The organism is Herbaspirillum sp. LeCh32-8 (assembly GCF_017814915.1).
GTDB lineage: Bacteria > Pseudomonadota > Gammaproteobacteria > Burkholderiales > Burkholderiaceae_D > Herbaspirillum.
In genome coordinates this window covers 33499-46655 of sequence record NZ_JAGIPZ010000003.1, presented here as the reverse complement: position 1 = coordinate 46655, position 13157 = coordinate 33499, and the positions used below count along the sequence as shown (strand labels likewise).

General features: G+C 66.3%; 10 protein-coding genes. 3 read left to right on the top strand and 7 right to left on the bottom strand.

Translation table 11 applies throughout. The annotated features are described in order from the left end of the window. Positions 1 to 46 precede the first annotated feature (46 nt). The 3 genes from J8I26_RS07910 to J8I26_RS07900 all read left to right on the top strand — a co-directional run bounded on the left by J8I26_RS07910 (position 47) and on the right by J8I26_RS07900 (position 3364). Positions 47 to 1411 carry an MFS transporter gene (locus J8I26_RS07910; RefSeq protein WP_209605896.1) on the top strand — a complete coding sequence of 455 codons (1365 nt, stop codon included), beginning with the start codon at positions 47 to 49 and terminating at the stop codon, positions 1409 to 1411. 35 nt (positions 1412 to 1446) lie between these two features. Next, complete coding sequence (locus J8I26_RS07905) at positions 1447 to 2112, top strand: RraA family protein (RefSeq protein ID WP_209605895.1); 666 nt, start codon at positions 1447 to 1449, stop codon at positions 2110 to 2112. Between the two features lie 94 nt (positions 2113 to 2206). Further along, a complete protein-coding gene (locus J8I26_RS07900) occupies positions 2207 to 3364 on the top strand; it encodes an alpha-hydroxy acid oxidase (RefSeq protein WP_209605894.1) in 1158 nt (385 codons plus the stop codon). Positions 3365 to 3404: 40 nt separating this feature from the next. Here the strand turns inward: J8I26_RS07900 and J8I26_RS07895 are convergent, their stop codons facing one another. The 7 genes from J8I26_RS07895 to J8I26_RS07865 form a co-directional block, all read right to left on the bottom strand. Beyond that, the gene (locus J8I26_RS07895) at positions 3405 to 5420 is read right to left on the bottom strand and encodes a bifunctional diguanylate cyclase/phosphodiesterase (protein WP_245200215.1); all 2016 of its coding nucleotides are present in this window, start codon (positions 5418 to 5420) and stop codon (positions 3405 to 3407) included. A gap of 325 nt (positions 5421 to 5745) precedes the next feature. Next, complete coding sequence (locus J8I26_RS07890; protein WP_209605893.1) at positions 5746 to 6750, bottom strand: transketolase C-terminal domain-containing protein; 1005 nt, start codon at positions 6748 to 6750, stop codon at positions 5746 to 5748. Next, positions 6747 to 7592: a transketolase gene (locus J8I26_RS07885; RefSeq protein ID WP_209605892.1), complete on the bottom strand. Its 846-nt coding sequence runs from the start codon at positions 7590 to 7592 to the stop codon at positions 6747 to 6749. The genes J8I26_RS07890 and J8I26_RS07885 overlap by 4 nt, the downstream gene beginning before the upstream one ends. Positions 7593 to 7637: 45 nt before the next feature. Then, positions 7638 to 9494: a TRAP transporter large permease subunit gene (locus tag J8I26_RS07880; protein WP_209605891.1), complete on the bottom strand. Its 1857-nt coding sequence runs from the start codon at positions 9492 to 9494 to the stop codon at positions 7638 to 7640. Beyond that, positions 9491 to 10537, bottom strand: a complete 1047-nt coding sequence (locus tag J8I26_RS07875) for a TRAP transporter substrate-binding protein (protein WP_209605890.1) — start codon at positions 10535 to 10537, stop codon at positions 9491 to 9493. The genes J8I26_RS07880 and J8I26_RS07875 overlap by 4 nt, the downstream gene beginning before the upstream one ends. A gap of 84 nt (positions 10538 to 10621) precedes the next feature. Beyond that, the gene (locus J8I26_RS07870) at positions 10622 to 11371 is read right to left on the bottom strand and encodes an SDR family NAD(P)-dependent oxidoreductase (protein WP_209605889.1); all 750 of its coding nucleotides are present in this window, start codon (positions 11369 to 11371) and stop codon (positions 10622 to 10624) included. A gap of 462 nt (positions 11372 to 11833) precedes the next feature. Next, the gene (locus tag J8I26_RS07865) at positions 11834 to 13132 is read right to left on the bottom strand and encodes a glycerate kinase (protein WP_209605888.1); all 1299 of its coding nucleotides are present in this window, start codon (positions 13130 to 13132) and stop codon (positions 11834 to 11836) included. Positions 13133 to 13157: the final 25 nt, after the last annotated feature.

The following is a 13157-nucleotide window of genomic DNA, read 5'->3' as shown; positions in this document are numbered from 1 at the left end:
CCGTCGCCGAACCAGGTGCCGCCACAATTCTTATACGGAGATATCGATGTCGCAACCATCGGGCCGCGAGGCCTCGTCCGCAGTGTCGCACCCGACGCGACCAACCCGCTTCCGCTGGGTGGTCGCTGCAATGATCTTCCTGATTTACACCATCGCCGCGGCCGATCGCGCCAACATCGGTGTTGCCTTGCCATTCATCCGCAAGGAATTCACGATGAGCAATACCGAGGCCGGGGCCTTGCTGAGCCTGTTCCTGTTCGCCTATGCGCTGGCGCAGTTGCCTTCGGGGTTTGCCACCAGCCGCTTCGGCGTGCGTCGCATCTTCACCGGCGCGATGATCCTGACCTCGCTGTTCACGGGCCTGATCGGCACCACCAGCTCCATTCTCGGCCTGAAGATCTATCGCTTTGCGCTCGGCCTGGCGGAAGGCCCGCTGCCAGTCGGCATCGCCTCCACCATCAACAACTGGTTCCCGCCGCATGAAAAGGGCACCGCCAGCGGTATCTTCCTGTCGGCCGTGAAATTTGGCCCGGTGATCGTGCCGCCGGTGTGCGCGGCCATCATCGCGCTATGGGGCTGGCGCGAGATTTTCATTTTCTTTGCCGTGCCCGGCCTGGTGTTCTCGGTACTCTGGTATCTGCTGGTGACCAACCATCCGGCGCAAAGCGCGCGCGTGTCGCAGCAGGAACTGGACTACATCACCGGCGCGGCGGCGGTCGATCAGGCCGCGGCGCGCGCCGCGAAGGTCGGCAAGCCTGCGCCGGCCTGGCTGGATAAGTTCGTGCGCGCCCGCAAGCTGGCACCGCTGACTGACAGCAAGAGCGTGTTCCGCTCCTGGAACGTGCTGGGCTGCGCGCTGGGTTACTGCTTCCAGCTGGGCATCTCCAACGTGCTGCTGGCCTGGATCCCGACCTACCTGCTGTCGGTCAAGAAGTTCTCCGTGATGAATATGGGCTTTGTTGCCGCCGCCCCCTGGGTCGGCGCGGTGATCGGCAACCTGCTGGGCGGCATGGTCTCCGACCGCCTGCTGGCCAAACGCCGCAAGCCGGGCATGATGCTCTCGGCACTGGCTACCGCCGGCATGATGTACGCCCTGATCAATTCGCCGGCCGATCCGGTGAGCTACGGGGCGCTGCTGTTCTTGACCGGCGTGCTGCTCAGCTTCGGTTTTTCCGCCTACATGGCCTATCCGATGGGCGTAGCCGACAAGAAAACCTTCCCCATCGCCAGCTCGGTGGTCAACATGGGTGGCCAGATCGGCGGCGCCATCGCACCGCTGGCCACCGGCATGCTGCTGGATCACTACGGCTGGGACTACGTGTTCTCCTTCATGGCGGTCGGCTCGCTGATCAGCTTCGTGGTGCTGCTGACCATCGCCGAGCCGGTGGACGACACTACCGTCGCGCCCTGAGCCCTTCCGATTACGCCTTCGACTGAAAGACAAGCATGACGGCATCCCCTTTCCTTCTCCAGCCCGCGCCCGCGGTGGCCGCCGCCGACGTCGTGGCTGCCCTGCAGGACATTGTTGTCTCTCACCTGAGCGACAACCTGCAACGCTTGTCGGGCGTCACCGGCCTGCGCCGCATCCACCGCTCGCGCAAGCTGGTGGGCACCGCCCTGACGATCAAGACTCGCCCCGGCGACAACCTCCTGATCTATAAGGCCCTGACCATGATGCAGCCTGGTCACGTTCTGGTGGTCGACGGCGGCGGCGAGACCAGCAACGCCTTGGTGGGCGAGCTGATCATGCTGTACGCGCAGCAGCGCGGCTGCGTGGGCTTCGTGCTCGACGCCGCAGTGCGCGACACGGCGGCCTTCGAGGCGGCCGACTTCCCCTGCTATGCGCGCGGCGTCAGCCACCGCGGTCCCTACAAGACCGGGCCGGCGCAGATGAACGTGCCGGTCAGCATCGACGGCCAGGTGATCCATCCGGGCGACCTGATCGTGGGCGACGAAGACGGCCTGGTCAGCTTTGGTCAGGCGCAGGCCGCGGCGCTGATCGAGGCGGCGCGCAACACCGCTGCGATGGAGGATGGCATCAAGGCCGAGATCGCCAACGGCAAGGTGGAGCAGGCCTGGCTGGACAAGGTGCTCAAGCCGTTCGGCCTGTAAGGCGATACTTGGCTTTCGATGCCGGTTTCAGTTGCACTGCCGCCGGCCCTCTGCACGGAGCCGGCGGCAGTCCGTCCATCTTTCCCAGGTAATTATGAGCACCGCGAACCTCAAGCGCTTCCTGTCGCTGCACGATTTCGAGCCGGCGGCCCGGCGTCTGCTGCCGCATCCGCTGTATGCCTACGTGTCGGGGGCGGTGGAGGACGAGCAGTCTGTCAACGCCAATCGCAGCGCGTTCACGCGCTATGCCTTCAAGCCCAATGTACTGGTGGACGTATCTGCGGTGGATATCTCGGTAACGCTGTTCGGTACGCGCTATGCGATGCCGGTAGGCGTGGCGCCGATGGGGCTGGCCGCAATGACCAGTTATCGCGGCGACGTCGCGCTGGCGCTGGCGGCGAAGAAAGCGAACGTCCCCTGCATCATGAGCGGCTCCTCGCTGATCCGGCTGGAAGAAGTGATGGCGGCCGCTCCGGAAACCTGGTTCCAGGCCTACCTGCCCGGCAGGCAGGATCAGATCGACGCGTTGATTGACCGCGTGCGCGCGGCCGGCGTCCAGACCCTGGTGCTGACGGTCGACACGCCAGTGTCGGCCAATCGCGAAAACAATATTCGCGCCGGTTTCTCCACTCCCCTGCGGCCCAGCGTATCGCTGGCCTGGCAAGGCTTGACGCATCCGCGCTGGCTGCTGGGCACTTTCGGTCGGACCTTGCTGCGCCATGGCATGCCGCACTTCGAGAACAATTACGCCACGCGCGGCGCACCCATCATGTCGTCCAATGTGCTGCGCGATTTCTCCGATCGTGGCCACCTGAGTTGGGAGCACGTTGCGCGCGTGCGCAAGATGTGGCGCGGCCCGTTGGTGATCAAGGGCATTCTCAATGGCGCCGACGCTGCACGCGTTCATCAGCTGGGCGCCGACGGCGTGATCGTCTCCAACCACGGCGGCCGCCAGCTCGACGGCAGCGTCGCACCCTTGCTGGTGTTGCCTGAAATTCTGCAAGCGGCCGGCGGCTTGCCGGTGATGCTAGACAGCGGCGTGCGCCGCGGCACCGACGTGTTGAAGGCGCTGGCACTGGGCGCTGCAGCGGCCTGGATCGGACGCCCCTTCAATTACGCCGCCACCGTCGGCGGCGAGGCTGGCGTGGCCCGCGCGCTGGAGTTGATCGGCCAGGAAGTCAAGCGTGACATGGGCCTGCTGGGCGTGACCAGCGTCGCCGCGATCGGCCGCGGCCACTTGCATGTGAACTGAGGCGCTGCATGCAAACGCAGAGCGGTCGCGGCTACGCTCCTCAGGCCATCACAGCCGCGCCGCCTATCCATTGCCGGGCCTGCGCCACGGGCATGGGCGGCGAGAAGTAGTAGCCCTGCATCGCCGGGCAGTTCATGTCTTGCAGCATGCGCAGGTCTTCCACGCTTTCCACGCCTTCGGCCACCACCAGGAAGTTGAACGACTCCGCCAGCTGCAGCACCGCCTGCACCAGCGCCTGGTTCTCCGCGCTGTCGTTCAAGCCGGTGACGAAGCTGCGGTCGATCTTCACGCGCGACACGCGCATCTGGCGCAGCACGCCCAGTGAGGAATAACCCACGCCGAAGTCGTCGATGGCGATGCTCACGCCCAGTTCCGACAAGGCCGCCAGGGTCTGGCGCGCGGCCTGCAGGTCGAGCGCGGCTTCTTCGGTGATCTCGATTTCCAGCATCGCCGCCGGCAGGCCGAACTCCTGCAACTTGCTGCCCACCAGGTCGTCGATCAGGATGCGTTCCAGTTCGCGCGGGGAGATGTTCATCGCCACGCGCAGTTCGCTGCGACCGGCGGCGTGCAGGAAGCGGATCATCTCCGTCACCTCGCCTACGATGAAGTGCAGCAATTCTTCCGACAGGCCGGCCAGCGCCGCGATCTCGATCAGGTCGGGCGGTGCGATCCACCCGTGCTTGTGATGACGCCAGCGCAGCAGCGCCTCGAAGCCTTCCAGCGCGGTACCGTTGCGCTGGATGATGGGCTGGAACCACACCTCCAGCTCGCCGTTCTTGAGCGCTGCGGCCAGGTCGCGCTCGACGTCGCGCTTCATCTGCAGGCGCGCATTGAGCACCGGGGTGAAGAAGCTGTACTGGTTGCGTGCGCGGCGCTTGGATTCGTACATCGCCGCGTCGGAGCAGATCAGCATCTCGTTGATGTCGTCGGCGTCCGACAGGTGGATGCCGATGCTCAGGCCGATATGGCGGTTCGGCAGGCGCGGATAGGGCGCCCGGATCGCCGCGATCAGTCGGGCCGCGATCGCAGCCGGGTCGGTGCGCTGCGTTGCCTGATACAGGATCGCGAACTCGTCCCCGCCCAGGCGCGCCAGCGTGAATTCATCCGTCAATGCGCCGGCCAGCGTGCTCTCCAGGCGGCGCGCCACTTCGATCAGCATCTGGTCGCCGGCGTCGTGGCCGTAGGCGTCGTTGATGACCTTGAAGCCGTCCAGGTCGAGGAACATCATGCACAGCGACTGCGCGCGCGGCGTTGCCACCGCCTGCGTCTTCTGCATGAAGCCGGCGCGGCTGAGCAGCCCGGTCAGCAGGTCGTGCTCGGCCTGGTACTGCATCTTCTCGGCGAACACGCCCAGTTCGCGGTGGGCGATCTCCAGCGCCTGGGTGGCCGAGGTGGCGCGGTTTTTGGACGCGCTGGCGTCGGACACCAGCTTCTCGCTCACGCGCGCGCCGCGGATCAGCGCCGCCAGATACAGCAGCACTGCCAGCGAAAGCGCCACGCGCACGGTGTCGCCCTGCCAGGCCAGGCAGACGATGATGGACAGCAGCGGCGGGGTGATGAAGCAGATCGGGATGCGGGCGAAGGCGAAGCCGTGGGTCACGGCGCCGGCCGTGATGCCGCATACGCAGGTCAGGTAGAACAGGGTCTCGGGCGTGGTGTAGCCCTCGCACAGGAAGGGCACACCGGCCCACACCAGGCCGGACATCAGGGCCAGGATCCAGTGCGCGCGCAGGTTCAGCTCCACAGCGCTCTTGCCCTTGCTGCCCGGCAAGAGGGCCAGCAGCGGCAGCGCCGCCACGCGCGCCACCGGCAGGCGGCAGGCCAGGAGACGCGACAGGTTGACCGCGCCGGAGCAGGCCAGCCAGATCAGCGCGATATCGAGCTTGCCGGCGCTCCAGGCGAGCGCCGCCGAGATGATCCCCAACACTGCGTTGACCGGCATGGACAGTCGCACGGTGTGGCGCACGGCGGTCAACTGGTCGGCCAGGATGAGCTGATCCAGGCCGGACGGATGTGCCGACGGGGAGGGCGGTTCTGAAGGAACGGCGCGATTCAAAGTTAACTTCCTATTCCGGAATCGAAAATATGATTCCAACGAACGTCAAACCAATGACGAACGGGGGCTGTTCTTGTTGTTGGGGTGATCAGGCAATGCGGGGATCCGGACGGATTTCCCCTGATTCGGAGCTAGTCTAACCGAAGCGCCCAGAAAATCATTATTTGGAAGTCATGCCGGGCGCATTAATTGCAACTTTGTTGCGTCAATGAAGGCGCGGTCGGCGCGCGCAAAAAAACACGGGCGACCCGGAGTCCGGGCCGCCCGTGCTGATGCTGGCGTGCGAGGAATGTGCGTCAGCGGGGACGCCGCTGCGTTCAGCTGCCTATTTCAGCCACGCCTTGATGCGCTGGCTCAACACCTCGCAACTGATGCCGTAGCGGTCGTGCAGCGTGGGCAGGGCACCGGCGTCGAGGAAGGCGTCCGGCAGGCCGGCCATCTCGAAGCCGGCCGGATGCACGCGGTGGCGCATCAGCGTGGTGGCGACGATCTCGCCCAGGCCGCCCACCACCGAATGGTTCTCGGCCACCACCACCAGGCGGTTCTTGCGCTTGACCTGCTCCACCACGGCGGCCTCGTCGAAGGGCTTGATGGTCGGGCAGTGCAGCACCGCCACACTGACGTTATCGGCTTCCAGCGCCTTGGCCACTTCCAGCGCGCGCATGGTCATGAAGCCGCTGGAGATGATCAGCACGTCATTGCCGTCGCGCAATTCCTTGGCGCGGCCCAGCTCGAACTTATAGTCGTACTCGTCCAGCACCAGCGGCACGTTGCCGCGCGCCAGGCGCATGTAGACCGGCCCCTGGTGGGCGGCAATCTGCGGCACGGCCTGCTCCAGGTCCAGCGCGTCGCACGGGTCGACGATGGTCATGCCGGGAATGGCGCGCATCATCGCCAGGTCTTCGGTGGCCTGGTGGCTGGGACCGTAGCCGGTGGTCAGGCCGGGCAGGGCGCAGCAGATCTTCACGTTCAGGTTTTCTTCGGCGATCACCTGGTGGATGAAATCGTAGGCGCGGCGCGTGGCGAACACCGCGTAGGTGGTGGCGAACGGCACCAGGCCTTCCTTGGCCATGCCGCCGGCTGCCGCCATCAGCAGCTGTTCGGCCATGCCCATCTGGAAGAAGCGTTCCGGATAGGCCTTCTGGAACAGGTGCAGGTCGGTGTACTTGGCCAGGTCGGCGGTCAGGCCGACGATCTCGGGACGCTCGGCCGCGTATTCGACCAGCGCCTTGCCGAACGGTGCGGCGGTCACGCGCTGGCCCTCGCCGGCGATCGAGGCGATCATGGCCGAGGTGGTCAGGCGCGGCTTCTTGTCGGCGACGGTATTCATGCTTGGTTTCCTTCTTGATGGGACTGGTCGAGGATGGACAACGCCTGTTGCCATTCAGGCGGATCGACACGGATGAAGTGGTTCTTCTCGCGCTGCTCCAGGAAGGGCACGCCTTTGCCCATCAGGGTGTCGAACAGGATCACGCGCGGCTTGGCTTCCTTCAGCTTGCGCGCCGCGTCGAAGGCCTTCACCACGGCCGCCAGGTCGTTGCCGTCCACGCGCTGCACGTGCCAGCCGAACGAGGTCCACTTGTCGGCCAGCGGCTCGAAGCCCATGATCTTGCTGGAGGGGCCGTCGGCCTGCTGGTTGTTGATGTCGACCAGGCAGATCAGGTTGGACAGGCCGTGGTGCGCCGCGCCCATCGCCGCCTCCCAGGTCGCGCCTTCGTCCAGCTCGCCGTCCGACATGGAGTTGTAGATGAAGGCCGGGTTGTTCTGATAGCGCAGACCCAGCGCCATACCCACCGCAATGGCCAAGCCCTGGCCCAGCGAGCCGCCCGAGATTTCCATGCCCGGCGTGTAGGCCGCCATGCCCGACATCGGCAGGCGGCTGTCGTCGCTGCCGTAGCTTTCCAGTTCTTCTTCCGGCACGATGCCGGCCTCGATCAGCGCCGCGTACAGCGCGATCGCATAGTGACCGTGCGACAGCAGGAAGCGGTCGCGCCCGACCCATTCCGGCTCGGCCGGGCGCAGCTGCATGGCGTGCTTGTAGGCCACCGCCAGCACATCGGCCCAGCCCAGCGCCTGGCCGATGTAGCCCTGACCCTGCACCTCGCCCATGCGCACGGCGTAGCGGCGGATCCGATATGCGCTCTCGCGCAGACTTGCCAAATTCTCAGACATGAACATTCCTTGTTGATTGAATACGTTGCGGTCCGCCCGGAGCCATCACAGGAACCCGATCGAGAACCACGGCACGAAGGCCACGATCAGCAGGCCCACCACCAGCGCCCCGAGGTAGGGCCAGATGCGCTTGACCGCGAGGTCCGGATGCACGCGGCCGATGGTGCAGGCGGCGTAGTAGCCCAGGCCGAAGGGCGGCGCGAACAGGCCCACGCCCATCGACAGGATGATCACCATCGCGTAATGCACCTCATGCACGCCGATCGCCTTGGCCACCGGGAACAGCAGCGGCGCGAACAGCACCATCGCCGGAATGCCCTCCAGCACGCTGCCCAGCACGATGAAGGCGGCGATCGACACCAGCAGGAAACCGTATTTGCCGCCCGGCACGCTGGTCATCGCCTCGGCCAGCGAGTGCGAGAAGCCGGACTGCGTCAGCGCCCACGACATGCCGGTGGCGGTGCCGATGATGAAAAGAATGGCGCCGGACAACGCTGCGGTGTCCACCAGCATCGGGTACAGGCGCTTCCAGTCGAACTGGCGGTAGACCAGAAGCCCCGCCACCACCGCGTAGGCGATGCCGATGGTGGAGACTTCGGTGGCGGTGGCCACGCCCTCGACCACCGCGGTGCGGATCAGCATCGGCAGCAGCAGCGCGGGCAGGGCGATCACCAGCGAGCGCAGCACCACCTTGCCGGGCGCGCGCTTGAAGCCCTCGACGACTTCGGCGCTGCGCCAGCGCGCCAGCACCGCCAGCAGCACGGCCAGCACGATGCCGGGCATGATGCCGCCGGTGAACAGCGCGGCGATCGACACGCCGGCCACCGAGCCGATGGTGATCAGCACCAGCGAGGGGGGAATGGTTTCGGCCATGGCGCCGGACGCCGCCAGCAGCGAAATCAGTTCGCCCTCGTGGTTGCCGCGGCGTTTCATCTCGGGCAGCAGTACCGGCGCCACGGCCGCCATGTCGGCGGTCTTGGCGCCGGAGATGCCCGACACCAGCAGCATCGCGCCCAGCAGCACGTAGTTCAGGCCGCCGCGCACGTGGCCCAAGAGCGAGGCCAGGAAGTCCACCATCGCCTTGGCCATGCCGGTCATCTCGACCAGGTGGCCCAGCAGGATGAACAGCGGCACCGCCAGCAGGATCAGCGAACTCATGCCCTCGTCGAAGCGGCCGGCCACCACCGCCAGCGGGCTGGTGGTCACGGTCAGCATGAAGGCCACCGTCGCTAGGCCGAAGCAGAAGGCGATGGGGATGCCCAGCAGCACCGACACCGCCAGCACCACGCCGAAGAACACCACCAGGTTCCAGTTGCCGATGCTCTGCAGCCAGCCGGCGCCCAGATACATGGCGGCGGCCACCACGGCGATGGTCGCCGCCGCGCCGATGAAGTCCACCAGGCGCTGGCGCGACATGCGCAGCAGGCTCAGCGCGATCATCAGCGCCGCGCCGGTGGCGACGGCGGCCGCGCGCACGGTGTTGGGCCAGCCCAGCGCCGGGGTCTGCACGAACATCTCGTCTTCCGCGTACTCCCACATCGGCTGCATCAGGATCAGCAGCATCAGGCAGGGCGCGACCACGGCCAGGGTTTCCGCCCAGGCGCGGCCGCGCTCGCTCATGAAGTTGACCAGCACCGTGGTGCGCATGTGGGTGCCGCGGCGCAGCGCCACGGCCGCGCCCAGGTTGGCCAGCCACAGGAACAGGATGGACGCCAGTTCGTCGGCCCAGGGAATCGGGCTGTTGAAGATGAAGCGCATCACCACGCCTGCCAGCAGCACGGCGACTTCGCCCACCACCAGGGCGGCGGCCGGGATCTCGATGGCATGCCCCAGCCAGTTCTCCATGCGCGCCGGCAGCGAGCTGTCATCGACAGCCGGCCGCTCCAGCGAGAGCGCGCTCATCCCAGGCTCCCGACGCTGTTTTGCAGCAGCTTCCAGGCTTCATCGCCGAACTTGGCCTTCATGTCCTTGTAGAAGTTGGCCTTGGCCAGCGCTTCCTTGAAGGAGTCCTTGTCCGGCTCGATGATCTGCAGGCCCTTGCCGGCCAGGTCGTTGCGGGCAAAGCCGGAGAACGAGGCGATGTCGGCGCGCTCGTCGGTGGCGGCCTTGTCGAGCTCGCGTCGCACGATTTCCTGGATGTCCTTGGGCAGCTTCTCGAAGGCGCGGCGGTTGCCCAGGATCCAGTAGGCGTCCCACACGTGGTTGGACATGGTGCAGTACTTCTGCACTTCATACAGGCGCGCCGTGCTGATGATGGCCAGCGGGTTTTCCTGGCCTTCCACCAGCTTGGTCTGCAGCGAGGAATAGACCTCGTTGAAATTGATCGGGCTGGGGCTGGCGCCCAGCGCGGTGAACAGCGAGGTCAGCATGGGCGCGGCCGGCACGCGCAGCTTCACGCCCTTGACGTCGGCCGCGTTCTTGATCGGCTTGGTGGAGGTGGTGATCTGGCGGAAACCGTTGTCCCAGGGTTTGGACATGGTCAGCAGGCCGACCTTCTCGATCTGCGCGCGTACATAGGCGCCCAGCTGGCCGTCCATGGCCTTCCAGACATCGCCGTAATCGTGGAACGCGAAGCCGGTGTTGACGATGCCGGCGGCCGGCACCAGCGTCGACAGCACGGTGTTGGCCTGGTTGAAGAATTCGACGCCGCCATTGCGGATCTGCGACATCAGGTCGGTGTCCGACCCCAGCTGGTTGGCCGGGAACAGCTTGATTTCCATGCGCCCGTTGGTGGCGTTGCGGATGCGGTCGATGGCTTCCTGCGCGCGCTTGTTGACCGGGTGCGACGGATCCTGGCCGGTGGCGAACTTATAGGTGAATTCAGCCGCATTGGCCGGACGGGTCATGATCGAAAACAGCGGCAGCGCGGCGGCGGCAGCGCCCACTTTCAGCACCTGGCGGCGGCTCATGGCGTTGCTGGATTTCTTGGTGGTCTCGTTGCTCATGTCTGGTCTCCTTGAATGTTCTGGGTGTTCTGATGTCGACAAGTGCGCACCGGCCCCCTTGGCCGGCGCCGGGATAGCTGCGGCTTAGTGGATCAGCATGCCGCCGTTCACGTCCAGCGTGATGCCGGTGCAGTATTGCGAGAGGTCGCTGGCGAGGAACACGCACACGCCGCCGACGTCGTCCGGTCCGCCCAGGCGGCCCAGCGGAATGGTCTCGGCGATCTCGGCCTTCTTCTCGGCGGAGAGGATGTTCTTGTTGATGTCGGTGGAGATCAGGCCCGGCGTGACGCAGTTCACGCGGATGCCTTCCGGGCCGAACTCGCGCGCCATCGCACGCGCCAGGCCCAGCACGCCGGCCTTGGCCGCCGAGTAGTGCGGGCCGCCCAGGATGCCGCCGCCGCGTTGCGCCGACACCGAGGAAATGCAGACGATGGAGCCGCTCTTTTGCGCGCGCATCGCCGGCAGCGCCGCTTGCGACATGTACAGCGTGCCGCGCAGGCTCACATCCAGGATGCGGTCGTAGTCGCGGCCGGTGATGTCGAGCAATTTCGCCGGCTGGGTGATGCCGGCGTTGTTGACCAGGATGTCGATGCGGCCGAACTGCTTGACCACGGCGGCGGCGGCCGCTTCGCAGGAAGCCTTGTCGGTCACGTCGGCGACCAGGCCGAGATGGCCCTCGCCCAAACGGGCGGCGGCCGATGCAGGTTCGGCTTGCGCCAGGTCGAGGATGACCACGCGGGCGCCTTGGGCCGCCATCAGGCGGGCGGTGGAAAAGCCGAGGCCGTTGAGGCCGGCGCCGCCGGTGATGATGGCGACTTTGTCCTTGAGCAGCATGAAATATATCTCCAGTAAGTGGGCGTTCTAGTAGGGAACACTGGAGACAATGCGGGCGGTCGTTGGCTGCGGTGCGTGCAGTGACGGCAACTTCCTTGTGCAGCGTTTCATTACAACCTGGCATGCAGCTCTTGCGGCCGCTCGCCTGTGTCTCCGTAGGGCCTGTTCACATTAGATCTGCGAGATGCGTTGCTCCTGGGGGCAACCCTCCGGGAGCGGCCAGCAAGCGTCGCCTGCCGTTGTTACAGCTCCTTGCCGTAGCACCACTACGCCGCGTCGCTGCGCCTAGGCAGGCAACGCTTGCTGGCCACTCGCACTCGCAGATCTAATGTGAACAGGCCCTGTTGTTCTGGCACCGATGTTCAACCTTTCCCGATCCTGCGACAAGTGATGGTTTGTCATGGAGAAGTGATGAACCATCATCTCTTCATGCAGGCCGCGCCAGGCGCGAAAAATGCCGCGTTACAGGATCAGGATCGCGCGGAAATCGTTGACGTTGGTATGCGTCGGCCCGGTCACGAACAGATCGTCCAGCGCCTGGAAATAGCGGTGGGAGTCATTGCGAGCGGCATGCTCGGACAGCTTCAGTCCGGCCGCCGCGGCGCGCGCCACGGTGTCGGGCGTGACGAAGGCGCCGGCGTTGTCTTCCACGCCGTCGATGCCGTCGGTGTCGGCCGCCAGCGCCCAGATATCCGGATAGCCCTGCAAGGCCTCGGCCAGGCCCAGGCAGAATTCGCCGGCGCGTCCGCCCTTGCCCTTGGGCGCGTCCGGCGCGCGCGGGCGGATGGTCACCGTGGTCTCGCCGCCCGACAGCAGCACGCAAGGCCGGTTCAGCGGCGTGCCGTCGCGCGCGATGTAGCGCGCCAGCGCTGCGTGCATCTTGCCGATCTCGCGCGACTCGCCCTCGATTTCGTCGGACAGGATATGCGCCTCGATCCCGGCCGCGCGCGCGGCCGCCGCGGCCGCTTCCAGCGAGCGCTGCGGCGTGGCGATCAGGTGCACCTCATTGGCGCGAAAGCACGGATCGCCGGACTTGGGTGTCTCCAGCGCGCCGGCTTCCAGCGCCGCCACGATAGAAGAAGGCACCTCGATGCCGTAGCGCCGGATCACGGCCAGCGCATCGGCGCAGGTGGTGTCGTCGGGCACGGTGGGGCCGCTGGCGATGACCGAGATGTCGTCGCCCGGCACGTCGCTGATGGCCAGCGTGATCAGCGGCGCCGGCGCGCACGCCAGCGCGAGGCGTCCACCCTTGATGCGCGAGAGGTGCTTGCGCACGCAATTCATCTCGACGATGCCTGCGCCGCAGTCCAGCAGCTGTTGGTTCACGTGCTGCTTCTGGACAAAGCTCATGCCGTCGGCCGGCAGCGTCAGCAAGGCCGAGCCGCCGCCGGAGATCAGGCAGATCACCAGGTCGTCCGCGCCCAGCCCCTGCACCAGCGCCAGCATGCGCTGCGCGGCATCGAGCCCGGCGTCGTCAGGCACCGGGTGCGCGGCTTCCACCACGGCGATGCGGCGGCGGGCGTCGGCGGCAAGCGGCGGCGTATGGCCGTAACGCGTCACCACCAGACCTTCCAGCGGGGCGTCGGCAGGCCACAGCGCGTCGAAGGCATGCGCCATCGCGCCGCTGGCCTTGCCGGCGCCGACCACGATGGTGCGGCCCTTGGGTGGTCGGGGCATGAATCCGGACAGCACGTCGGCCGGCTGGGCGTAGCTGACCGCGCTGTCGAACAACATCTTCAGGAAGGCTTTCGGATCGTCCATGTTTATCGTCTGCAGTGTCGTGTGG

Coding starts and splice junctions, on each gene's coding strand:
- J8I26_RS07875 (WP_209605890.1), bottom strand. CDS start 10,537: ATGAGCAACGAGACCACCAAGAAATCCAGCAACGCCATGAGCCGCCGC.
- J8I26_RS07905 (WP_209605895.1), top strand. CDS start 1,447: ATGACGGCATCCCCTTTCCTTCTCCAGCCCGCGCCCGCGGTGGCCGCC.
- J8I26_RS07870 (WP_209605889.1), bottom strand. CDS start 11,371: ATGCTGCTCAAGGACAAAGTCGCCATCATCACCGGCGGCGCCGGCCTC.
- J8I26_RS07880 (WP_209605891.1), bottom strand. CDS start 9,494: ATGAGCGCGCTCTCGCTGGAGCGGCCGGCTGTCGATGACAGCTCGCTG.
- J8I26_RS07890 (WP_209605893.1), bottom strand. CDS start 6,750: ATGAATACCGTCGCCGACAAGAAGCCGCGCCTGACCACCTCGGCCATG.
- J8I26_RS07865 (WP_209605888.1), bottom strand. CDS start 13,132: ATGGACGATCCGAAAGCCTTCCTGAAGATGTTGTTCGACAGCGCGGTC.
- J8I26_RS07900 (WP_209605894.1), top strand. CDS start 2,207: ATGAGCACCGCGAACCTCAAGCGCTTCCTGTCGCTGCACGATTTCGAG.
- J8I26_RS07910 (WP_209605896.1), top strand. CDS start 47: ATGTCGCAACCATCGGGCCGCGAGGCCTCGTCCGCAGTGTCGCACCCG.
- J8I26_RS07885 (WP_209605892.1), bottom strand. CDS start 7,592: ATGTCTGAGAATTTGGCAAGTCTGCGCGAGAGCGCATATCGGATCCGC.